Origin of the sequence: Roseivivax lentus (assembly GCF_900156805.1) — a bacterium.
Taxonomy (GTDB): Bacteria; Pseudomonadota; Alphaproteobacteria; order Rhodobacterales; family Rhodobacteraceae; genus Roseivivax; species Roseivivax lentus.
Window position 1 is genome coordinate 96624 of sequence record NZ_FTOQ01000011.1, and the last position, 21253, is coordinate 117876.

Sequence of the window (21253 nt, forward strand, 5' to 3'; positions counted from 1 at the left end):
GCTCATTCAGACCCGCCCCCCGACCGGAGTGCCCCGATGGATAACCTCTTGGCCTTTCTCGACCGCGGCGGCCCCGCGCTTTGGGTGATTGCCGGGCTGTCGGTGCTGACGCTTGCGGTGATCCTGTGGAAGACATGGTCGCTCGCGCGGATGGGCGCGTGGCGGCGCGGACCCGCGGAACGGGCCGTGGCGCTTTGGGAAGAGAACGCGCCCGAGGCCGCCGAGGCGACGCTCGCGGGGCGCACGGGCCTGCGCGCGCGGGTCCTGCGCGCCACCATGCAGGCCGCGCGCACAAGGCCCCCCGAAGCCGCGCGCGAGGAAACCCTGCGCGTCGCCCGTGCCACGCTGATGGAGGCGGCGCGCGGTCTGCGCGCGCTCGACCTCATTGCCACCATCGCGCCGCTGGTCGGGCTTCTGGGCACGGTGCTCGGCATGATCGACGCCTTTCAGGCGCTGCAGGAGACCGGCGCGCAGGCCGATCCCGCGACGCTGGCGGGCGGCATCTGGGAGGCGCTTCTGACCACCGCGGCGGGCATGGCGGTGGCGATCCCGGCCTCGGTCGCGCTGTCGTGGTTCGATTCGATCAACGACCGGGTCGCGCATGACCTCGATGACCTGGCCAGCCGGGTGCTGAACCGGGCATGAGCCTGGGGCTCGCCTCCCCGGCGGCGCGCCGCCGCAAGCCGTCGCTCACGCCGATGATCGACGTGGTGTTCCTGCTGCTGGTCTTCTTCATGCTCGCGGCCCGGTTCGGCACCGCCCCGGCCCTGGCCCTCGCGCCGGGCACGGGCGAGGCGGCGGCGGCCTATTCCGGCCCGCCCCGGCTGATCGAGCTGGGCGCCGACGGGCTGTGGCTGAACGGCGCGCCCATGGCCGACATGGCGGCCCTTCTCGCGGCCCTGCCCGCCTTGACCGAGGGGCCCCGGGACATCCTCGTGCTGCGCGGACGGGAAACGGCCCGCACCGGCGATCTGGTGGCGCTCGTCGCCGGGCTGAACCGGGCCGGGTATCACCGGCTGGCGGTGATCGAATGACGCCGCCGCCGCGTCTGTCGCTGCGCCCGCGCCGCCGCTCGCGCGAGGCGGTCGTGCCGATGATCAACGTGGTCTTCCTGCTGCTCGTGTTCTTCCTGATGACCGCGCAGATCGTGCCCGTGGCGCCCTTCGATATCGCCCTGCCCGAGGCCGAGGCGGACCCGGCACGGATCGCGGCGCGGCCCCTCTACGTGGCCGCCGATGGCCGGCTGTCCCATGGCGACCTGCGCGGCACCGAAGCCCTAGCGGCGGCCGCAAAGGCGGGCCCGGTGCGGATCGAGGCCGATGCCGACCTTCCCGCGGCGGCGCTGGCCCGCCTTCTTGCGGATTTGGCCGCTGCGGGCGCGGACGAGATCAGCCTTGCCACGCAGGTGCCCCGGCCATGAGCCTGCGCGTCGCAGCCGTCTTCGGCGGCCTGGCCCTCGGCCTGCATCTGGGCGCCTTCGCTTGGCTGGAGGCCACCGGGCGCGTGGGCGGGGGGACCGCTGGCGGCGCGGGGGGCGCGGAGGACGTCACCGTGATGCCGCAAACGGGCGAGATCGCGGCGCTGGTGGCCCGCTGGACCGCGCCGCTCGCGCGGCTTGAAGCGATCCCGGGGCCGGTTGCCCCGACGGCTACCATCGGGGTGGCGCCGCAGGTCCCGAAAGCAGCGCCCGCCCCCGGCACGTCGCCGCAACCCGACCGCCTGCAGCCGCCCGAAACGGCGCCCGAAGGCGCGCCCGCCATGCCGGAGCAAACGCTCCGCCCGCGCACGCTGGCCGTGCCCGACGGCGCGCCTGCCGCGATTGCCGCCCCGACCGGATCCGGGGAGACCGCGCCCCTTTTGCCCGCAACACCCGCCGCGCCGTCCCGGATCGCCCTGCCCCAGACGCCAGCCACGCCGGACATGGCGCGCGACCCGGTGCCCGAGGCGGCAACCGAAACCGCCCGGAGGCCGACCCTGCCGGTCAATCCGCAGGCGCGCGCGCCGCGTCTTTCCGCCCGGCCCGCGCTGCGCCCGGATGGACTCGCGCACGAACCCGCGCCTGCCCGCGCGGAGCAGCGTGCACAACCTGCGCCCGGGGCCGAGCCGCCCACCCCGCCGCCCGCAGTCCAGGCTGGACGGACGGCGCGGGGCGCGGGCGGAACCGCTGCGCCCGCGCAAACCGCAAACCCCGCCCCGGCGCCCGGACCCTCGGCGGCAGCCCTTCGCGATGCGCGGGCGCAATGGGGCGCCGCGATCCGGCAGGCGGTGGCCCGCGCGCAACGCTATCCGCGCGGCAGCCGGGCGACGGGACGGGCCACGGTCCGCCTCAACGTCGCGCCCTCGGGGCGGCTTCTCTCCGTGGCGCTCGTGGCGTCGGCGGGCGATCCGCAGCTCGACCGTGCCGCGCTCGAGGCCGCGCGGCGCGCGGGCTTGCCGCGGGCACCGGGCGTGCTGCAGGCCGCCAGCTACGCTTTCGACCTGCCTTTGAGCTTTGCGCGCCGGTAATAACGACCCGTCCGCCGCAAATCATGCCGCAATGCGGCGTTACCGGATAACAAAACTGCCGGAAATTTCCTCAAAACAGCTATTGTGACGCCGCGTCACTTCGGGGAACCAATCAAGGAAGACATGCAACACGCTGAATTAAAACAATATCATTTATGCAACCACGACATGGCAGCTTTGACGAACCGTCCATTGTGCAACCGCAGCATTCGCCCCATCTTTGTCCCAAACAGACGCACAGTCACACCAGAATTCGAGGAACATTCCGATGTCCTATTCGCAAACCTACACCGGCGGCGCCAATGCCGGTCTCTTCGCCCGGATCAAGTCCGACCTGGCCGCGAAGCTGGCGCGCCGCAAAGTCTACCGCCAGACGCTGAACGAACTGATGAGCCTTTCGGATCGCGAGTTGAACGATCTCGGCCTGAACCGTTCGGTGCTGCGCAGCGTCGCCTACCAGGCGGCCTACGACAACTGAACATCCCGGGGCAACGGACGCTGACCGAGGCGGTTTCGCAACACCATGTCGTTTCTGACATTATGAGGAAACCTTCTCGGGTCTTGGCAGTTACCCGTGCAGATCTTGAAGGCCCGCCCTCCTCCCTCTGGGCCTTCGGATATCGCGGCGGCACCCTCCTCCTCCCTGGTGTCGCCGCACACGTTTCGAGGAACGGACCGGCAAGGTCCCTTTCTCACCAGAGCTGAAGGCCTTTCCTCCTCCCTTGGGCCTTTGGACCACGCGGCGGCTCTCCTCTCCTCCTCCCTGGAGGGTCGCCGCGACCTGATACGCAGCGCGGGCACATCCCGCAGCGGCGAACGAGACGAAGGCCTCTCCTCCTCCCTTGGGGTCTTCGATACGGCGGCGGCCCCTTTCTCCTCCTCCCTTGAGGGGTCGTCGCCACCCAGAGTTTCGGATGCGACGCGCCTTGCGCGGCATCCAACCCGGTCGGAAGTTCCCTCCTCCTCCCTTGGGGACTTTCGGGACCTGCGGCGGCCCTCTTCTCCTCCTCCCTTGGGGGTCGCCGCTTCCTCCCGCCCTTGCCCCCCCTTTGCATCGCGTCCCGGCCCAACCGCCATTTTGCGGGATTTGGGCGGCGCGGACGCTTTCCCTTGCCGACAGGCTTCGCTAGGAGACGGGGAAGCGATCAAGGAGGCCCGCGCGCCATGGCAATGGACAAGACTTTCGACGCAAAATCCGCAGAAGGCCGCATTTCCGAAGCGTGGGAGAGCGCGCAGGCCTTCGCCGCGGGCGCCAATGCCAAGCCCGGCGCGCCGACCTTCTCGATCATGATCCCGCCGCCGAACGTGACGGGCAGCCTGCATATGGGCCATGCCTTCAACAACACGCTGCAGGATATCCTCGTGCGCTGGCACCGGATGCAGGGCCATGACACGCTCTGGCAGCCGGGCACCGATCATGCGGGCATCGCAACGCAGATGGTGACCGAGCGTGAGATGGCTGCAAATGGTGAGCCCACGCGAGCCGAGATGGGCCGCGAGGCGTTTCTCGAGCGGGTCTGGCAGCAGAAGATCAAGTCCCGCGGTACGATCATCGGGCAGCTCAAGCGCCTCGGCGCCTCCTGCGACTGGTCGCGCGAGGCCTTCACCATGTCCGGTGCCCCGAATGCGCCCGAGGGCGAAGAGGGCAATTTCCACGACGCGGTGATCCGCGTCTTCGTCGACATGTACGAAAAGGGCCTGATCTACCGGGGCAAGCGGCTGGTGAACTGGGATCCGCATTTCGAAACCGCGATCTCGGATCTCGAGGTCGAGAATGTCGAAGTCCAGGGCCATATGTGGCACTTCAGGTATCCGCTCGCGGGCGGGGCGACCTATACCTACGTGGAAAAGGACGAAGACGGGAACGTGCTCTTCGAGGAAGAGCGCGACTACATCTCGATCGCCACCACGCGCCCCGAGACGATGCTGGGCGACGGCGCGGTCGCGGTGCATCCGTCCGACACGCGATATGCGCCCATCGTGGGCCAGCTTTGCGAGATCCCGGTCGGCCCGAAAGAGCATCGCCGCCTAATTCCGATCATCACCGACGAATATCCCGATCCCGATTTCGGCTCGGGCGCGGTGAAGATCACCGGCGCGCATGATTTCAACGACTACGCGGTGGCGAAACGCGGCGATATCCCCTGCTACCGGCTGATGGACACCAAGGGCGCTATGCGCGCTGACGGGGCGCCTTATGCCGAGGCCGCGGAAACGGCGATGGCGGTGGCCAAGGGCGAGGACACGCTGAGCGAAGCCGAGGTCGACGCGATCAACCTCGTGCCCGACGAGCTGCGCGGGCTCGACCGGTTCGAGGCACGCAAGCGCGTCGTCGACCAGATCACCGAGGAGGGCCTCGCGGTCATGGTGCCCGCCCACGATCCGCGCCTCGGCCGCAAGGCGGAGCGCAGGGAAGCCGCCGAGGAAGGCGGTAAACCGCCTGAGGAGGTGCTTGTCCCCCTCGTCGAGGAAAAGCTCATCATGCAGCCCATGGGCGACCGCTCGAAGGTGGTGATCGAGCCGATGCTGACCGATCAATGGTTCGTCGCCGCCGACAAGATCGTCGGTCCGGCGCTCGACGCCGTGCGCGACGGCACGGTCGAGATCCTGCCCGAGCGCGACAAGAAGGTCTACTTCCACTGGCTCGAGAATATCGAGCCCTGGTGCATCTCGCGCCAGCTCTGGTGGGGGCACCAGATCCCGGTCTGGTACGGGCTCGATGTCTGGGACACGGGTTTCAGCGACGATGAAGGCGACGGCGATCTCGACGAGGTCGAGCTGGGCCGCCTACTGACCGACGGCGCGTTCAACCATGCCGAGCCGACCTTCCATTGCGCCGCCGACCTCGATGCGGTGGCCGACAAGTTCCACGCCGACCTGCGCGCCCTGCCCGCGCCGCTGCACGCGGCCACCGTGACCGAGGTCGCCGACCGCGACGCCGCGATGCACGCGCTGGCCGAAAGCCTCGCGCAATACAACGTCAGCCAGGACCCGACCCATCTGATCTACCCGGTCTGGCGCGATCCAGACGTGCTCGACACCTGGTTCTCCTCGGGGCTCTGGCCCATCGGCACGCTGGGCTGGCCGGAACAGACGCCGGAGCTGCAGAAATACTTCCCGACCTCTGTCCTCATCACCGGCTTCGACATCATCTTCTTCTGGGTCGCCCGGATGATGATGATGCAATACGCCGTGGTGGGCGAACGGCCCTTCGACACCGTCTATGTCCATGCGCTGGTGCGCGACGAGAAGGGCAAGAAGATGTCGAAATCGCTCGGCAATGTGCTCGATCCTCTGGACCTCATCGACGAATACGGCGCGGATGCGGTGCGTTTCACGCTGGTGGCCATGGCCGCCATGGGCCGCGACCTGAAACTCTCCAAGGACCGCATCGCGGGCTACCGCAATTTCGGCACCAAGCTCTGGAATGCCTGCCGCTTCGCCGAGATGAACGGCGTCTTCGAGGACCGGGTGGCCGCTACCACCCCGCCCGAGGCAAGCCAGACCGCGAACCGCTGGATCGTGGGCGAGACCGCGCGGGTGCGCGAGACCGTCGACAAGGCGCTGGCGCAGTTCCGCTTCAACGATGCGGCCAACGCGCTTTACGCCTATGTCTGGGGCGTGGTCTGCGATTGGTATGTCGAGTTCTCGAAGCCGCTTTACGCCTCCGAAGACGCGGCGATCATCGCCGAGACGCGCGAGACGATGGGCTGGGTGCTCGATCAATGCATGATCCTGCTGCATCCTTTCATGCCATTCGTGACTGAAGAACTCTGGAATCTGTCCGCCAAGCGTGACACGCTTTGCGTCCATGCGGATTGGCCCGATTACACCGCCGCGGCGCTGGTCGATCCGGCCGCCGAAGCGGAGATGCGGTGGGCCATCTCGCTGATCGAGGGCACCCGGTCCGCGCGCGCGCAGATGCGCGTGCCGGTGGGGCTTTACGCGCCGATGCTGGTGACCGGGCTCGATGCCGACGGCCAGGCCGCCTGGGACCGCAACGCCGCGCTGATCCAGCGGTTGGCGCGGATCGAGAGCCTCGAGACCGTCGAGGCCTTCCCCAAGGGCACCGTCACGATCCCGGTGGGCGCGGCCAGTTTTGGCCTGCCTTTGGAAGGACTTATCGATGTCGGCGAAGAAATCGCCCGGCTCGAGAAGAGCCTCCAGAAGATCGAGAAGGAAGCCAAGGGGCTGCGCGGTCGGCTGTCCAACCCGAAATTCGCCGAAAGCGCGCCCGAGGAGGTCGTGGAGGAAACCCGCGACAATCTCGCCGCGCGCGAAGAGGACATCGCGGCCCTGCAGGCGGCGCTTTCTCGCCTGAAGGAAATCGGCTAAGCGAAAACCGGTCTTGCAGTCCTGTGGATTGCGAGGAATGTCCAAATTTGTTTACGGTGGGATCCGATATTTGTGTTGACGCGTCCATGCGCCGGCACGGCAGACCACTGGAAACACCGATGATCCATCAGCGCATCGCCACGCCGGCTGGCGGGGCGAGCCGAGCCCGACTGAGAGAAGCGACGCAGGACGCGCATCGCTCCGTCGAAGAGTGCTTCGCACCCTTCATGGCGGCCCCCGCGCCCCATCTCGACCGTTTCATGGCCGCGCAATTGACCGCGCTCGTGGCACTGCGGGCGCATGGCGGGCCGGGCGTGGTGTCCGAGGATGCCGCCCTTCTCGATGCGCTGATCGACGATCTTTCCGCCGATCTCGCCGGGCGCGTGCTGCCGGGCCTGCCGCAGGGCCGCCCGCTCCTGCCCGAAGCGGTGAGCTACCTGACCCTGGGCTCGCGGCTCGGCACGGAAGTGATCAAGCGCCGCCTGACCGAGGCCCGCCTGGCCGTCCCCCGCGCCTTCGCCGCCCGTCCGCCCAGCCTCGCCTGGCAGGCCTTCCGCACCCGGATCGACGGGCTCGAGGGCGACGAGGTGGCGCTGAGTGCGCTGATCGAGGACGCGCGGCGCGGCTTCGAGCTGTTCCGCGCCGCGGCCGGCCTCCATGGTTTCGGCACGGCGGAGATGGCGACATGAGCCCGCCCAACCCTTCCGGCGCCCGCCGCACCGAGACCCGCGTCGACCTGACGAATTGCGACCGCGAAGCGATTCACCTTCTGGGACGTGTCCAGTCCTACGGCGCGCTGATGGCGGTCTCGTCGGACTGGATCGTGCAGCATGCCTCCGAGAACCTCGCGGCGGTGCTCGGCATCGCGGTCCGGGACGCCATCGGCGTCGGCCTCGACACGCTTCTGGGCGCCGATGCGCTCGAACGTATCCGCGGCCACATGCGGACGATCGACGGCGCGGGCTCGGCCACGCGGATCTTCGATTTCCCGATGGGCCGGCACAGCTATGACCTGTCGATCCATCAAAGCGGCCGGCACCTGATCTTCGAATTCGAAACCCACGAGCCACGCCAGGATTCCGACGCGCTGAGCCAGACCTACCCGCTGATCCAGCGCGTCCGGGAGGCCGCCACCTTCGAGGAGAAATGCCGCGCGGGCGCGCGGGGCATGCAGATCCTGTCGGGATTCGACACCGTGATGGTCTATCGCTTCGCCCCGGACCAGTCGGGCACGGTGATCGCCGAGGCCAAGCGCGACGACAGCCCGTCCTATCTGGGCCTGCGCTTTCCGGCCTCGGATATTCCGCAGCAGGCGCGCGCCCTCTACAAGCGCGCGCTTCTGCGCCTGATCGCCGATGTCTCGGACAAGGGCGCCGCAATTCTGCCGGAACGCACGCCCGAGGGTCAGCCGATCGAACTGTCGCTCGCGGTGACCCGCGCGGTCTCGCCGGTGCATCTGGAATACCTGCGCAACATGGGTGTGAAGAGCTCCATGTCGGTGTCGATCCTGAAGGATGACGACCTCTGGGGGCTGTTCGCCTGCCACCACCGCAGCCCGCATTACATTCCGTTCGAGAAGCGCACGGCGATCGAGCTGTTTACGCATCTCTTCTCCTACGAACTGATGAGCCTCGAGGAGCGTGAGATCTCCGAGGCGCAGGCGCGCACCGCCGATCTGCACCGCAAGCTTCTGATGCATGTGGCGGACGGATCGAGCCTGGCGCGGGCCCTGCGCGAGCTGTCGGCGGAATTGCAGCAGGCGATCCCGCATGACGGCGCGATCCTGTTCACCGGCGACAAGCTGTTTCAATGGGGCGCGACCCCGGATCCGGCCCATGTGCCCGAGCTGCTGCGCTTTCTGAACACCACTGAGGCGAGCGAGGTCTTCGCGACCGACTGCCTGGGCACCGACCATGCCGGCGCGCCGGCGCTGCTGCCGGTCTGCGCGGGCGTCCTGGCCATCCCCTTCTCGCGCAGGCCGCGGGACTACCTGATCCTGTGCCGCCGCGAAGTGACGCAGAACGTGGACTGGGCTGGACAGCCCGAGAAACCGCGGGATCTGGGGCCGAACGGCATCCGGCTGACCCCGCGCAAGAGCTTCGAAGCCTGGCAGGAAACCGTCACCGGCCAATCCGAACCCTGGAGCCCGCTAGAGCTGCAATCGGCGCGTTACCTGCGCACCCTTCTGCTCGAGGTGTTCCTGCGGATCAGCAATGAAAACGTCGACGAGGGGCAGCGCAGCCACGTGCGCCAGGAGCTGCTGATCGCCGAGCTCAACCACCGGGTGCGCAACATCCTGAACCTGATGCGCGGGCTGGTGTCGCAATCGCGCCAGGACGATATGACGCTGCAGGATTTCGCCCGGACACTGGACGGTCGCATCCACGCGATGGCGCTCGCCAACGACCAGCTGACCCGCGAGGATTGGGCGCCGCTGCCGGTCAAGGAACTGATCAACCTCGAATTTTCCGCCTTCAGCGATTCCGCCTCCGCCTCGCGTCTCGACCTCTCGGGTGCGGACGTGCTGGTGACCTCGGAGGTCTACACCGTCCTCGCGCTGGTCGTGCACGAGATGGTGACGAACTCGGTGAAATACGGCGCATTGAGCGCGCCGAAGGGCCGCGTCCGCATCACTCTCAGCCGCACCGGGGCCGGGGCGCTGCAGATCGACTGGCAGGATATCGGCGGCCCCCCGGTCAGCCCGCCCACGCGGCGCGGTTTCGGCTCCACCATCATCGAGAAGTCCATCGCCTTCGAACTGGGCGGCGAATCCACGATCTCCTTCCCGCCCGAAGGGGTCGTCGCGCGCTTCGTCGTGCCCGCGGATTACCTGAGCGAGACCACCGCCGTCGTGCAGCTTGGCGCCAATCGCAACGCCGCGCTGAAAGGGCGGCCCAAGCTGACCGGCCCGGCCCTCGTGGTCGAGGATTCGATGATCGTGGCCATGGATGGCGCCGACATCCTGACCGAGTTCGGTGCGACCGGCACCGAGATGGCGGGCACGGTGCGCAAGGCGCTGGACCTGATCGGCACGCATCGCTTCGAGGTCGCACTGCTCGACGTCAATCTGGGCCGCCAGGATTCCCTCGAGATCGCGCGCAGGCTGGCCAAGCTGGGCGTGCCCATCGTGCTGACGACGGGCTATGGCGATCTGGGCGAGCTTCGGGCGCGCTATCCCGCCTGTGCGATCGTCCAGAAGCCGTTCTCGTCCATCACGATCGGGGCCGCACTGGTCGAGCTGGGGCTGAGCGACGCCTGACCGCCCCCCGACACTGCCCACCCAAACCTTGACCCGCATCAAGGACGCGCAGGCCCGCGGCCCCTAGGCTCGGCCCGACATATGCCCCGCCGGAGCCCGCCCATGTCCCGCATCCCGTCCTTCGTCCTGCCGCCGCTCGCGCTTGCCGGTGTGCTGTCCGCCTGCACCCCCGAGCCACCCGTTTCGGGCCGCGCGCTTTTTGCCGAGAATTGCGCGGGCTGTCATGGCAGCGATGCGACCGGCGGCGGCCCCGGGGCGAGCCCGGGCACCACGCCGCCGGACCTGACCCGCATCGCGGCGCGGCGGGACGGCATCTGGCCCATGCTGGAGGTCATGTCGATCATCGACGGCTACGCGAAAGGCACCAATCCGCGGGCCGGAATGCCGGCCTTCTCGGGATTCCTCGACCCGCCGCTCGTGCCCTTCGATACCGGCAACGGCGTGACCGTGGAGGCCCCGCGCAACCTGATCGCGCTGGTGGAATATCTCGAGACGATCCAATCGCCGCCGCCGACCGATTACGTGCCCTGACCGGGCCTCAGGCCGGTTGCCGGACGAGGCCGCCCGCCTCCTGCAGCGTCGCGATGACCGCTTCCACGCCCTCGCCGTGGCGCAAGGCGGTGAAGTGGAAGGGCCGGCCCTGCCGCATCCGCGTCGCATCCCGTTCCATCACCTCGAGCGAGGCGCCCACATGCGGCGCAAGGTCGGTCTTGTTGATCACGAGGATGTCCGAGCGGGTGATCGCGGGGCCGCCCTTGCGGGGAATCTCCTCTCCGGCGGCGACGTCGATCACGTAGATGGTGACGTCGGCCAGTTCCGGGCTGAAGGTGGCGGACAGGTTGTCGCCGCCCGACTCGATCAGCACGATCTCCACCTCCGGATGGCGCTTCTGCATCTCGTCCACCGCCGCGAGGTTGATCGACGCATCCTCGCGGATCGCGGTATGCGGGCAGCCCCCGGTCTCCACCCCGATCACGCGATCCGCGGGCAGGATCTGCATGCGCATCAGCGCCTCGGCATCCTCCTTGGTGTAGATGTCGTTGGTGATCACGCCGATGGAGAAGTCCGTCTTCAGCCGCTCGGCCAGCCGCGCGGTCAGCGTCGTCTTGCCAGCGCCGACGGGGCCGCCGATGCCGACGCGCAGGGGTCCGTTCATCTGGGTCATGATTGAAAGAGCCTCGGTTGCAGGGTTTCGTGCCGCATGGATGCGATGTCGGCGAGATAGGCCGCGCTGTAAAGATCGTCCTCACCCGCGCCCCGCGTCGCCTCGGCGATAGTCCGGCAGAGCGGGCGCAACCCGGCGACCACGCCCTGCCCCTCGGTCTGACCCAGCGCCATGAGCCGTTGCGCCGCCGAGACGAGGTTCGAGACCTGCGATTGCAGGTAGAGCGCCACGGTCAGGTCAAGATCCAGCCCTGTGAGCCTTGCCGCCCGGCCAAGCGCCACGGGTAGAACCATGTCGGGCAGGTCGATCCGGGAGGTCGCGGCGGTCGTCTTGCAGAAAGCCGTGCCCTGCCGGGTCATTTCCAGCCTCCGCTCTTGCGAAGGTGCAAAGGCGAGCGCGGTTTCGTTCAGCCTCGCCAGCGCGTCCGCCTCACAGGCATGGCCCAGCCGGATCAGGATCGCATCCGACCGCCCCGCCCCATGCTCGAGCGTATCGGCCACCCAGTCCCGCAGCGTCGCCGCGTCGGTCACATGCCCGTCGGCAACCGCCATCTCGAGGCCCTGCGACCAGGCGAAGGCACCCAGCGGATAGGCGGGCGACAGCCATTGCGCGAGGATCAGGAGGTCCGTGTCAGTGGTCATGGCTGTGGGAATGGCTGTGGCTTTCGGCGTGGCCGTGTTCGTGTTGGTGAGTGTGCGCGTGACTGTGCGAATGGCCGTGGGAATGCGCCGTCGCGCCGTGTTCATGCGCATGCGTCCGGCCATGGCCGTACGCGCCGCCTTCAGGCGTGAAGGGCGCGGTGGCCGCGGTGATCTCCGCGCCCTGATGCTCCAGCATGTGCCGGATCACCGGATCGTTCTGGATCTTCAGGTGGTCGGATTCGATCTGGCAGGGCGTGTGGCGGTTGCCGATATGCCAGGCGAGGCGCGCGAGGTTCGCACCGCGCACCTCCAGCACCGCCTCTTCCGCCGCGCGGATCGCGACGCGGCTGCCATCGGAAAGCTCCAGCACGTCGCCATCGTCGAGCGAGGTGGTCTGCGGAAGATCGACGACGAAGGCGCGGCCGTCCTCGGTGGTCAGACGCTTGCGCCGCAGGAAGCGCGCGGCGTAGTCGAGCCGGCAGATTGCGTCCGTGTCATGGGCGGCCTTGCGGTGCAGGGTCTGGGCGATGGGCAGGTCGGTCATTACGATACTCCGTTGGGTTCGTGAATAATTGAACCCAATATCGTTTTTGCAGCTACAATTAAGTCATCTGGCGGATATACCATTATCCTATCCTCCGACGGATGTCGCAGAAGGTACTTCGCTCCATTTGAATTCATATGCCTTTTGCTCAGGACCAAAAACTGTTCGTAGAACTCGTTATACATGGCACTGATCTGCATTTCTTTGCGCGGACCTTTCAAGGCTTCGCATTCCCATAGCTTGATGAGATCGTGTCCGTAGTCTTTTCGAATGTCTTCGCTTGATTTCCCCTCTGCTAAAAGCAAAGACTTGAAAGCTAACTCGAACGCGTTTGCCAAGCATTGCAGAGTTGGAGCAATCAAATGGTTTGGATCGCCATAATCACTCGGATCCGGCTTCCAGAGTTTCTGTGCGGCTAATAGGTAGTTTAACGCAAGCTCCTCGTATCGCTCCTTCTCAGAAGTCATATCAAAACAGGAAATACCGCTGCGCCATGGGCAAGATCTCCGCCGGTTCGCAGGTCAGCAATTCGCCATCCGCGCGCACCTCGTAGGTTTCGGGGTTCACCTCGACCTCGGGCGTCGCGTCGTTGAGCTTCAAATCCTTCTTGCCGATCTGCCGGGTATGGCGCACCGCGACCGTGTCCTTGGCGAGGCCCAGCGCCTTGCCGACGCTCGCGGCCTGCGCCGCCTCGGACACGAAGATCACGGCGGAGCGCTCCACGTTGCGCCCGTAGGCCCCGAACATGGGCCGCGAATAGACCGGCTGCGGCGTCGGGATGGAGGCATTGGGATCGCCCATCTGCGCACAGGCGATGGAGCCGCCGATCAGCACCATCTCGGGCTTCACCCCGAAAAAGGCTGGGTTCCAGAGACAGAGATCGGCGCGCTTTCCCTCCTCGACGGAGCCGATCTCGTGGGCGATCCCATGCGCGATGGCCGGATTGATCGTGTATTTCGCGATGTAGCGGCGCACGCGGAAATTGTCGTTTTCGCCCGTCTCTTCGGGCAGGCGCCCGCGCTGCTTCTTCATCTTGTCGGCGGTCTGCCAAGTGCGGATCAGAACCTCGCCGACGCGCCCCATGGCCTGGCTGTCCGACGCGATAATCGAGAAGGCCCCCATGTCGTGCAGGATGTCCTCCGCCGCGATGGTCTCGCGCCGGATGCGGCTTTCGGCGAAGGCGATATCCTCGGGGATCGACTTGTCGAGGTGGTGGCAGACCATGAGCATGTCGAGATGTTCCTCGATCGTGTTCACGGTGAAGGGGCGCGTGGGGTTCGTCGACGATGGCAGCACGTGATCGAGCCCGCAGATCTTGATGATGTCGGGCGCGTGCCCGCCCCCCGCGCCCTCGGTATGGAAGGCATGGATCGTGCGGCCCTTCATGGCCTTGACCGTATGCTCGACGAAGCCCGATTCATTGAGCGTGTCGGTGTGGATCATCACCTGAACGTCCATCGCGTCGGCCACCGAGAGGCAGCAATCGATGGCGCCGGGCGTGGTGCCCCAGTCCTCGTGCAGCTTGAGCGCGCAGGCCCCCGCATTGACCTGCTCCTCGAGCGCGCCCGGCAGCGAGGCATTGCCCTTGCCCGCGAAGGCGAGGTTCATCGGGAAGGCATCGGCGGCCTGCAGCATGCGCCCGATATGCCAGGGCCCGGGCGTGCAGGTGGTGGCGAGCGTGCCATGGGCGGGGCCGGTGCCGCCGCCGAGCATGGTCGTCAGGCCCGAATGCAGCGCGTCCTCGATCTGCTGGGGGCAGATGAAATGGATGTGGCTGTCGAACCCGCCCGCAGTCAGGATGCGCCCCTCGCCCGCGATGGCCTCGGTGCCGGGGCCCACGATGATGTCCACGCCGGGCTGGGTGTCGGGATTGCCGGCCTTGCCGATCTTGTGGATGCGCCCGTCCCGGAGGCCCACATCGGCCTTGTAGATGCCGGTCCAGTCGACGATCAGCGCGTTGGTGATGACGGTATCGACCGCACCTTCGGCGCGCGTGGCCTGGCTTTGCCCCATCCCGTCGCGGATCACCTTGCCGCCACCGAACTTCACCTCCTCGCCGTAATGCAGCGCGTTCGCCCCGGTCCCGCCGGAGCTGGCTGCGCCCGCGCGTTCGGCGATCAGGTCGCGCTCCACCTCGATGATGAGGTCGGTATCGGCAAGCCGCAGCCGGTCGCCCACGGTGGGGCCGAACATGGCCGCGTAATCGGCGCGTTTGATCGTTGCGGGCATGTCTTTCTCCTATCGCATCGCGCGGAAATCGTCGTTCCGGCGCAAGGTCATCTCTTCCATGCAGCTGTAATAGACCAGCGGCGCGATGGAGCCTCCGGCATATCGGTCGCGCTCGGCCTCGCAGCGCGCATCGCGCGTCTTGAGCCAGGCGCGTTGTTCGGTCAGCAGACTCTGCCCCCAGCCCGCGGCATCGGCGCGCGGCTTGACGATGCGCCAGAGCCGGTTCAGCTCCGCATCGGCCACCGCCCAGTCCTGGCTCGCACACCAGTTGAGCGCCATCTGCGTCTGGTCGCGGGCGCAGTCGAATTGCTGCGCCGCGCCGACCGACGGCACGAGCATCGCAAGAGCACAGATCAGATGGCGCATCAGAGCTCCCCCATCACGGCCTGGTTGAACCCCATCACGCGCCGCGCGCCGGAATAGGGGATCAGGTTGACCTCACGCCGCTGGCCCGGCTCGAACCGCACCGCGGTCCCCGCGGCGATATCGAGCCGCTGGCCCCGCGCGGCCTCGCGGTCGAAATCGAGCGCCGGGTTGGCCTCGGCGAAATGGTAATGCGACCCGACCTGCACGGGCCGGTCGCCGGTATTGGCGACCATGATCGTGGTCACCGGGGCGTCCGGGTTCAGCGTCAGGCTGCCGGCTTTGGGAAAGAGCTCTCCGGGGATCATGGGCGCACCTCTCAGCGGATGGGGTTGTGGACGGTGACGAGCTTCGTGCCGTCCGGGAAGGTCGCCTCGACCTGCACTTCGTGGATCATCTCGGGCACCCCTTCCATGCATTGATCGCGGGTGATGACCTCGGCGCCCGCCTGCATCATCTCGGAGACCGAGCGCCCGTCGCGCGCGCCCTCGACCACCGCGTCGGTAATGAGCGCAATGGCCTCGGGGTGGTTGAGCTTGACGCCGCGCGCGAGCCGCTTGCGCGCCACCTCGGCAGCCATGGCCACCAGCAGCTTGTCTTTTTCGCGGGGTGACAGGTTCATGTCAGAGCCTCCAGGACGCAGGAAGTGTATCGCGGCTGAGCCGGTCGAGAATGGGCAGAAGGGCGGCACGCAGGGCGAAGCCGTCCTCGGCGAGGCATCGCAGCGCCAGCGTGTCGGGCGCCAGCAGCGACGCGCCGCCGGTGGCGGGCAGCGCCGCGCGCAGCGCCGCGCGCAGCGCATCGAGATGCGCCCCGGCATCCGGAGCGACGTAGAGCAGGCTCGCCATCGCGCCCGCTCCCTGCCCCAGCGCGCGCCGCGCCAGCGTCGCGGCGATGTCGCCATGCAGTTCGGTACCGTCGAGATAGAGCGGCCGGCCCGCGCGGCTGACGCGGATGCGGTCCGACAGGTGCCCCGCGCGCAGCGTCTCGGCCATGGCGCGGCGGCCGAAAATCACCGGCTCCACCATCAGAAGGCTCGCGGACGCGTCGAGGTCGATGGCGAGGCGGCGGTCGAGCGCGCCGCCCTCATAGACGATGAGCTCCTGCGGCAGCCAGGACAGATGCGCGCCCGCGCCTACGGTGATGTCGCTGGTCACGCGCGCGGTATCCTCCCTCGCCCGGTAGACCCGTTCGGCGGCCTGCGTGGTCATCGTCAGATGCGCGCCCGCCTGCACCTCGACGCTGAGTTGCAGCCGGTCGCCGCCGGTGAGGCCCCCGGCGGTATTGATCAGGATCGCCTCGGCCCGGGGCGTGCGCACCGGGAACAGCATCTTGAGCGCGCCGCGCGTGCGGAACCGGTCTAGCACGCTCTGCCCGTCGCGGGCCTTCACCGACAGCCAGCCCTGCCCGTCCGCGCGCGGCACGCGGGGGGAATCTGTGTCCGGTTCTGTCACTCGTTGCAGGATGGGTCTTCTCCGTCACGCCGATGCGTCTTGGCCTTATCGCGCGCGGTTCCGGCCGGGATTGTCAACGATTTCCGTGCGTTTGCCCAATAAATGGGCAGCGACGGCGCGATCAGACCGACACATCGTCGAGCACCGCCTGCCGGTCCGCGTCCGCGCGCGCCTCGTTGCGGATCACCCGGCCCTGCCGCAGCGCGACGATCCGGTCGGCGAGGCCCCAAGCGAAGTCGAAACGCTGTTCGACCAGCACCACGGCCATCTCGCCCGCATCGCGCAGACCCGCGATCACGCGGCCGATCTGGTCGATGATGTTGGGCTGGATGCCCTCGGTCGGCTCGTCGAGCAGCAGCACGCGCGGCTTCGTCACCAGCGCGCGGGCGATGGCGAGCTGCTGTTGCTGCCCACCCGAGAGATCGCCGCCGCGCCGCCCGCGCATCTCGGCCAGCACCGGGAAGAGATCGTAGATGTCGTCCGGCACGCGGCGCGCCGTGCGCGGCAGGCAGGCAAAGCCGACCTCGAGGTTCTCGGCCACGGTGAGCTGCGCGAAGATCTCGCGGCCCTGGGGCACATAGGCGATGCCCGCCCGCGCGCGGCCCTGCGCGTCCGGGGGCAAGGTCTGCCCGTCCAGCGTGATCGCGCCCGAGGCCGGATGCCGCCCGGAAATGGCCTTCAGGAGCGAGGTCTTGCCGGTGCCGTTGAGGCCCATGATGCAGGTGATCCGCCCCGCCTCGGCGTTGAGGTCGATGCCGTGCAGGATGCGGCTGCCACTGTATTCGAGGGTGATGTCGCGGGCTTCAAGCATCGGCCTCCTCCGGGCGTCCGAGATAGACGTCGATCACACGCGGATCGGCGCAGACGTGATCGAGCGAGCCTTCCGCCAGCGACCGCCCCTCATGCAGGACGGTCACGCGGCATTTCAAGCGCCGGACGAATTCCATGTCATGCTCGATCACCACCACGGCGCGCGTCTTCGCGGCCTCGACCAGCATGGCGGTGGTGCGTTCGCGCTCCGCGGTGGTCATGCCCGCGGCGGGTTCGTCGACGAGCAGAAGCCGTGGTTCCTGCGCCAGCAGCATCCCGATCTCGAGCCATTGCTTCTGCCCGTGGCTGAGGATGCCCGCGCGCTTGTTCAGGTCTTTCTCGAGCCCCACCTCTTCGGCCACCGCGGCCGCGCGCGCGCTGCGGTCCGGGCGGCGCAGCAGCACGTTCAAGGGGTTGCGCGGCGCAGCCAGCGCCATGGTGAGGTTCTCGAGCACGGTCTGGTCCTCGAACACCGTGGGTTTCTGGAACTTGCGGCCGATGCCCGCGCGCGCGATCTGCGCCTCGGACATGGCGGTCAGGTCGCGCGACAGCTCGCCGTAGCGGATCGTGCCGCTGTCGGGCCGGGTCTTGCCGGTGACGAGGTCCATGAAGGTCGTCTTTCCGGCGCCGTTCGGGCCGATGATGGCGCGCAGCTCGGGCTCATTGACCGAGAGCGACAGGTTGTCGATGGCCTTGAACCCGTCGAAGGACTTGGTCACGCCCGAGACTTCCAGAAGCGCGCTCATGGCTGTTCCTCCTCGCCCCGGAGCGATCCCTGGTCGGGGCCGAGGTCTTCGCGGCGGCGGGCGCGTTTGTGGGTGTAGATGTCGACCAGGCCGCCAAGGCCCTTGGGCGCGTAAAGCGTGACTAGCACGAAGGACAGGCCCAGCAGAACCAGCCACCAATCGGTCCATTTGATCGTGTAGAAGCCAAGCTCGATATCGGGCGCGCCGCCGCCGGTGAACCAGCTCGAGGCGAGACTGACCACGGCGGCGCCGATCACCGCGCCATAGAGCCGCCCGCGCCCGCCGATGGCGACCCAGACGACGAGGTAGATGGAGGCGATGGGCGCGATCTCGGCGGGGTTCACGATGCCCGCCTGCGGGTAATAAAGCGCCCCCGCGAGGCCGCAAAGCATCGCCGTGCCGGTGAAGACGGCGAGTTTGTAATGCTCCACCTCGTAGCCGAGGAACCGCACGCGTGCCTCGTTGTCGCGGATGCCGCGCAGCACGCTGCCGAAGCGGCCCGAGACCGTCCAGGACGCGCCGAGATAGGACAGCGCGAGGGCGATGGCCGAGGCCCAGAGGAACCAGATCGAGATCACCGATTGGGGCACATCCGTCAGACCGGGAATGTTCTGCAGGCCCGAAAGGCCGTTATTGCCGCGCAGGCCGCTGTCGTTCTGGAAGAGCCACAGCGACAGCGCCAGCGTCCCCGCCTGCGTCAGGATCGACAGGTACACGCCTGCGACCCGGCTGCGGAAGGCGAGCCAGCCGAAAATGCCCGCGATCAGCCCCGGCACCAGCACCGCGAAGGCAAGCTGCAGCGGCAGCGATCCGGCATAGGCCCAGAGCCACGGGATCTCGGAGGTGCCGACGACGCCGAAGATCTGCGTGCCGATCGCCTCGCGGATCTCGAAGGGCGTGGGCGGCAGGGTCGATTGCGCGAGCGAGGCCGCGACGATGGCCTCGGTGCGGTCCCACATCAGCCACATGCCGATGGCATAGCCGCCGATCCCGAAGAAGGCGAAATGCCCGAGCGACAGGATGCCGGTGAAGCCCCAGACCAGATCGAGCGCCAGCGCGGCGAGGCAGAGGCACAGCGTCTTGCCCAGAAGCTTGACGAAGGAGACCGAGACCAAGCCCATCTGCGCCAGCAGCGTGACGCAGACCGTGAGCGTGGCAAGGCCCAGCATCATCGCGATCACGTCCGTGCGGGCCGCGAGCGGGCGGCGCGCGCGCGGCGCGATATCGAGGCTTTCGACGCTCATGCCGCGAACCTCCCCTTTTGCGGGACGATGCCGCGGGGACGGACCTGGATGAACAGGATGATGAAGAGAATCATGTAGGTCTGCGCCGCCAGCGTGTTCGACGGATTGAGCCACTCGATGCCCTTTTGCAGCCCGCCGATCATGCCGGCCCCCGCCAGCGTGCCGAAGACCGATCCCACGCCGCCCACGACCACGGTCATGAAGCTTTGCACGATATAGGCCGATCCCATCTCGGAGGTGACCTGCGCGAAGAGGCCGATGGCCACGCCCGCCACCCCGGCGATGCCCGATCCCAGCGCGAAGGTGGCCATGCCCACCTTGTCCGGATCGACGCCGAGCGAGGCCGCCATGCCGGGATTCTGGGTGACCGCGCGGACCTCGAGCCCGAGCCGCGTGCGGCGCAGGATGTAGACGAGGACCGCGAGGAAGATCGCCGCGAGCACGAAGATCGCAATGCGGATATAGCTGATCCCGACGACATCGTTCAGCACCCAGGCGCCCGCGAGCCAGTCGGGCGAGGTCAGCGGCACGGCCTGCGTGCCGAAGATGTTCTTGAAGATCTGCTGCAGCATGATCGAGATGCCGAAGGTCGCAAGCAGCGTCTCCAGCGGACGATGCGCGAGGTGGCGGATCACCAGCCGTTCGAGCGCCACGCCCGCAGCCCCCGCGACCACGAAGGCCAGCGGCAGCGCGACGACCAGCGACAGGGTGTAATCGGGCACGATGCTTTGCACGACATAGCCCGTATAGGCACCGATCATGATGAATTCGCCATGGGCCATGTTGATGACGCCCATCACCCCGAAGGTGATGGCAAGGCCGATGGCGGCGAGGAAATAGATCGAGGCGAGGCTCAGCGCATCGAGCGCCAGATCGGCGGCCTCGGCGCGGGCGACGCGGGCTTCGATCTCGGCCAGCGCCGTCTCGGCGGCGGCGGTCACGGCGGGGTCGGGTTCGTCATAGACCGCGAGGATGGGCGTCGCGGCCAGCAATTCTGCGATGGCGGTTTCGGCGGGTCGCGGCGGCACCGTGCCGGCCTCGGCGAGGGCGTCATAGGCGTCCCAGCGCGCGGCCTCGGTATCGAGGGTGGCGATGGGCCTGCCCGCGATGCGCCCGCCGTCGATGGCGTCCACGAGGGCTGCGTCGCGGGCCGCGCGGCTGACGGTCGCGACCTCGAGCCCCGCTTCGGCCAGAAGCGCCAGCGCGTCCGCCTCCGGGATGTCCTCGCCGGGCGTGAGCACCCGCGCGACATTGGCGCCGTCGGGCGCGGGGCCGACGATGGTGTCGGTGGTCAGCACGTTGTTCAGCGCCGCGCGCGCCTCGAGCGAGATGCGCGCCGCCATCCATTCGATCGCCTCGATCCGGCGGGCGGGATCGGTGCCGAAGCGGATGGTGATGAGCCGGTCGAGCGCTTCCTTGCGCGCGCGGATGGTCCGGTTCTCCTCGTTCTCGATGGAGGCGCGCAGGGGCGCCAGAAGGTCCGGCGTCGGGTTCCGCGTCAGCGCGTCGAGCGCGGCGAGGCGGCGGTCTGGATCGGGATCGTTAAGCTGGAACTGCACCAGCGCCGTGGCGATCAGGCGGCGCACGCCCGCATTGGGCTTCAGCTCGGTGATGTCGTCGCGCAGGGCGGTGCCCACGGCGCTGCCATCCTCGACCGACAGAAGCGGATAGCTGTCGCCGTCGCGTTCCCCAAGGAAGAACAGCCCGTCGCTGTCGCGCCGAAGCGCGCGCTTGTCGGCCCAGGCCTCCAGAAAGCGCGGCATGCCCGCGGCGCCGCTGGCGGCCAGATCGTCGAGCACCGGCTGGATCGTCCGCCGCGAGGGATCGGCGATCTGCTCGGCATGGGCTTGCAGGGCGGTCTGGACGGGGCCTGACTGGGCAAAACCGGGACCGCAGAGAAGTGACAGAAGGAAAGTCAGGGCAAGCGAAAGGCGGCGCATGGGCACTCCTCATGCCAA

22 protein-coding genes are annotated in these 21253 nt (G+C 67.9%); 9 read left to right on the forward strand and 13 right to left on the reverse strand.

Annotated features, from left to right (window positions below; genetic code table 11):
• The first annotated feature begins 36 nt into the window (after nt 1-36).
• The 9 genes from BW990_RS15620 (at nt 37) to BW990_RS15660 (ending at nt 10630) form a co-directional block, all read left to right on the forward strand.
• Complete coding sequence (locus tag BW990_RS15620; RefSeq protein WP_076449410.1) at nt 37-645, forward strand: MotA/TolQ/ExbB proton channel family protein; 609 nt, start codon at nt 37-39, stop codon at nt 643-645.
• Nucleotides 642-1034 (forward strand): ExbD/TolR family protein, encoded by a 393-nt coding sequence (locus tag BW990_RS15625; protein ID WP_076449412.1) that lies wholly within the window; start codon nt 642-644, stop codon nt 1032-1034. Before BW990_RS15620 ends, BW990_RS15625 begins: the two co-directional genes overlap by 4 nt.
• On the forward strand, nt 1031-1420 hold the full coding sequence (locus BW990_RS15630; protein ID WP_076449413.1) for a biopolymer transporter ExbD: 390 nt from the start codon (nt 1031-1033) through the stop codon (nt 1418-1420). Before BW990_RS15625 ends, BW990_RS15630 begins: the two co-directional genes overlap by 4 nt.
• Nucleotides 1417-2505 (forward strand): TonB family protein, encoded by a 1089-nt coding sequence (locus BW990_RS15635; protein WP_076449415.1) that lies wholly within the window; start codon nt 1417-1419, stop codon nt 2503-2505. The genes BW990_RS15630 and BW990_RS15635 overlap by 4 nt, the downstream gene beginning before the upstream one ends.
• 268 nt (nt 2506-2773) lie before the next feature.
• Nucleotides 2774-2983, forward strand: coding sequence for a DUF1127 domain-containing protein (locus BW990_RS15640; protein WP_076449417.1), 210 nt, complete (start codon nt 2774-2776; stop codon nt 2981-2983).
• A 686-nt stretch (nt 2984-3669) separates the two neighbouring features.
• A complete protein-coding gene (locus tag BW990_RS15645) occupies nt 3670-6840 on the forward strand; it encodes a valine--tRNA ligase (protein WP_076449418.1) in 3171 nt (1056 codons plus the stop codon).
• A gap of 119 nt (nt 6841-6959) precedes the next feature.
• Nucleotides 6960-7529, forward strand: coding sequence for a heme oxygenase-like domain-containing protein (locus BW990_RS15650; RefSeq protein WP_143526236.1), 570 nt, complete (start codon nt 6960-6962; stop codon nt 7527-7529).
• Nucleotides 7526-10099, forward strand: a complete 2574-nt coding sequence (locus BW990_RS15655; protein ID WP_076449422.1) for an HWE histidine kinase domain-containing protein — start codon at nt 7526-7528, stop codon at nt 10097-10099. The genes BW990_RS15650 and BW990_RS15655 overlap by 4 nt, the downstream gene beginning before the upstream one ends.
• A 102-nt stretch (nt 10100-10201) precedes the next feature.
• On the forward strand, nt 10202-10630 hold the full coding sequence (locus BW990_RS15660; RefSeq protein WP_076449424.1) for a c-type cytochrome: 429 nt from the start codon (nt 10202-10204) through the stop codon (nt 10628-10630).
• A gap of 7 nt (nt 10631-10637) precedes the next feature.
• Here the strand turns inward: BW990_RS15660 and ureG are convergent, their stop codons facing one another.
• The 13 genes from ureG to urtB all read right to left on the reverse strand — a co-directional run bounded on the left by ureG (nt 10638) and on the right by urtB (nt 21235).
• Nucleotides 10638-11264: an urease accessory protein UreG gene (gene ureG, locus BW990_RS15665; RefSeq protein ID WP_076449426.1), complete on the reverse strand. Its 627-nt coding sequence runs from the start codon at nt 11262-11264 to the stop codon at nt 10638-10640.
• A complete protein-coding gene (locus BW990_RS15670) occupies nt 11261-11905 on the reverse strand; it encodes an urease accessory protein UreF (RefSeq protein ID WP_076449428.1) in 645 nt (214 codons plus the stop codon). Before BW990_RS15670 ends, ureG begins: the two co-directional genes overlap by 4 nt.
• Nucleotides 11895-12449 (reverse strand): urease accessory protein UreE, encoded by a 555-nt coding sequence (locus BW990_RS15675; protein ID WP_083950649.1) that lies wholly within the window; start codon nt 12447-12449, stop codon nt 11895-11897. The genes BW990_RS15670 and BW990_RS15675 overlap by 11 nt, the downstream gene beginning before the upstream one ends.
• Complete coding sequence (locus tag BW990_RS21535) at nt 12449-12916, reverse strand: hypothetical protein (RefSeq protein WP_143526237.1); 468 nt, start codon at nt 12914-12916, stop codon at nt 12449-12451. Before BW990_RS21535 ends, BW990_RS15675 begins: the two co-directional genes overlap by 1 nt.
• A 1-nt stretch (nt 12917) precedes the next feature.
• A complete protein-coding gene (ureC, locus tag BW990_RS15680) occupies nt 12918-14678 on the reverse strand; it encodes an urease subunit alpha (RefSeq protein WP_076449429.1) in 1761 nt (586 codons plus the stop codon).
• 9 nt (nt 14679-14687) lie between these two features.
• Nucleotides 14688-15044, reverse strand: coding sequence for a lysozyme inhibitor LprI family protein (locus tag BW990_RS15685; protein ID WP_083950650.1), 357 nt, complete (start codon nt 15042-15044; stop codon nt 14688-14690).
• A complete protein-coding gene (locus BW990_RS15690; protein ID WP_076449431.1) occupies nt 15044-15349 on the reverse strand; it encodes an urease subunit beta in 306 nt (101 codons plus the stop codon). The genes BW990_RS15685 and BW990_RS15690 overlap by 1 nt, the downstream gene beginning before the upstream one ends.
• Before the next feature lie 11 nt (nt 15350-15360).
• Nucleotides 15361-15663, reverse strand: a complete 303-nt coding sequence (locus BW990_RS15695) for an urease subunit gamma (RefSeq protein WP_076449433.1) — start codon at nt 15661-15663, stop codon at nt 15361-15363.
• A gap of 1 nt (nt 15664) precedes the next feature.
• A complete protein-coding gene (locus BW990_RS15700; protein ID WP_234990275.1) occupies nt 15665-16465 on the reverse strand; it encodes an urease accessory protein UreD in 801 nt (266 codons plus the stop codon).
• Between the two features lie 151 nt (nt 16466-16616).
• Nucleotides 16617-17306, reverse strand: coding sequence for an urea ABC transporter ATP-binding subunit UrtE (gene urtE, locus BW990_RS15705; RefSeq protein WP_076449437.1), 690 nt, complete (start codon nt 17304-17306; stop codon nt 16617-16619).
• Nucleotides 17299-18051: an urea ABC transporter ATP-binding protein UrtD gene (gene urtD, locus BW990_RS15710; RefSeq protein ID WP_076449439.1), complete on the reverse strand. Its 753-nt coding sequence runs from the start codon at nt 18049-18051 to the stop codon at nt 17299-17301. Before urtD ends, urtE begins: the two co-directional genes overlap by 8 nt.
• On the reverse strand, nt 18048-19295 hold the full coding sequence (urtC, locus tag BW990_RS15715) for an urea ABC transporter permease subunit UrtC (RefSeq protein WP_076449441.1): 1248 nt from the start codon (nt 19293-19295) through the stop codon (nt 18048-18050). Before urtC ends, urtD begins: the two co-directional genes overlap by 4 nt.
• Entirely contained in the window at nt 19292-21235 is a 1944-nt protein-coding gene (gene urtB, locus BW990_RS15720; protein ID WP_076449443.1) for an urea ABC transporter permease subunit UrtB, read from the reverse strand. Before urtB ends, urtC begins: the two co-directional genes overlap by 4 nt.
• Nucleotides 21236-21253: the final 18 nt, after the last annotated feature.

Coding starts and splice junctions, on each gene's coding strand:
- BW990_RS15620 (WP_076449410.1), top strand. CDS start 37: ATGGATAACCTCTTGGCCTTTCTCGACCGCGGCGGCCCCGCGCTTTGG.
- BW990_RS15625 (WP_076449412.1), top strand. CDS start 642: ATGAGCCTGGGGCTCGCCTCCCCGGCGGCGCGCCGCCGCAAGCCGTCG.
- BW990_RS15630 (WP_076449413.1), top strand. CDS start 1,031: ATGACGCCGCCGCCGCGTCTGTCGCTGCGCCCGCGCCGCCGCTCGCGC.
- BW990_RS15635 (WP_076449415.1), top strand. CDS start 1,417: ATGAGCCTGCGCGTCGCAGCCGTCTTCGGCGGCCTGGCCCTCGGCCTG.
- BW990_RS15640 (WP_076449417.1), top strand. CDS start 2,774: ATGTCCTATTCGCAAACCTACACCGGCGGCGCCAATGCCGGTCTCTTC.
- BW990_RS15645 (WP_076449418.1), top strand. CDS start 3,670: ATGGCAATGGACAAGACTTTCGACGCAAAATCCGCAGAAGGCCGCATT.
- BW990_RS15650 (WP_143526236.1), top strand. CDS start 6,960: ATGATCCATCAGCGCATCGCCACGCCGGCTGGCGGGGCGAGCCGAGCC.
- BW990_RS15655 (WP_076449422.1), top strand. CDS start 7,526: ATGAGCCCGCCCAACCCTTCCGGCGCCCGCCGCACCGAGACCCGCGTC.
- BW990_RS15660 (WP_076449424.1), top strand. CDS start 10,202: ATGTCCCGCATCCCGTCCTTCGTCCTGCCGCCGCTCGCGCTTGCCGGT.
- ureG (WP_076449426.1), bottom strand. CDS start 11,264: ATGACCCAGATGAACGGACCCCTGCGCGTCGGCATCGGCGGCCCCGTC.
- BW990_RS15670 (WP_076449428.1), bottom strand. CDS start 11,905: ATGACCACTGACACGGACCTCCTGATCCTCGCGCAATGGCTGTCGCCC.
- BW990_RS15675 (WP_083950649.1), bottom strand. CDS start 12,449: ATGACCGACCTGCCCATCGCCCAGACCCTGCACCGCAAGGCCGCCCAT.
- BW990_RS21535 (WP_143526237.1), bottom strand. CDS start 12,916: ATGACTTCTGAGAAGGAGCGATACGAGGAGCTTGCGTTAAACTACCTA.
- ureC (WP_076449429.1), bottom strand. CDS start 14,678: ATGCCCGCAACGATCAAACGCGCCGATTACGCGGCCATGTTCGGCCCC.
- BW990_RS15685 (WP_083950650.1), bottom strand. CDS start 15,044: ATGCGCCATCTGATCTGTGCTCTTGCGATGCTCGTGCCGTCGGTCGGC.
- BW990_RS15690 (WP_076449431.1), bottom strand. CDS start 15,349: ATGATCCCCGGAGAGCTCTTTCCCAAAGCCGGCAGCCTGACGCTGAAC.
- BW990_RS15695 (WP_076449433.1), bottom strand. CDS start 15,663: ATGAACCTGTCACCCCGCGAAAAAGACAAGCTGCTGGTGGCCATGGCT.
- urtE (WP_076449437.1), bottom strand. CDS start 17,306: ATGCTTGAAGCCCGCGACATCACCCTCGAATACAGTGGCAGCCGCATC.
- urtD (WP_076449439.1), bottom strand. CDS start 18,051: ATGAGCGCGCTTCTGGAAGTCTCGGGCGTGACCAAGTCCTTCGACGGG.
- urtC (WP_076449441.1), bottom strand. CDS start 19,295: ATGAGCGTCGAAAGCCTCGATATCGCGCCGCGCGCGCGCCGCCCGCTC.
- urtB (WP_076449443.1), bottom strand. CDS start 21,235: ATGCGCCGCCTTTCGCTTGCCCTGACTTTCCTTCTGTCACTTCTCTGC.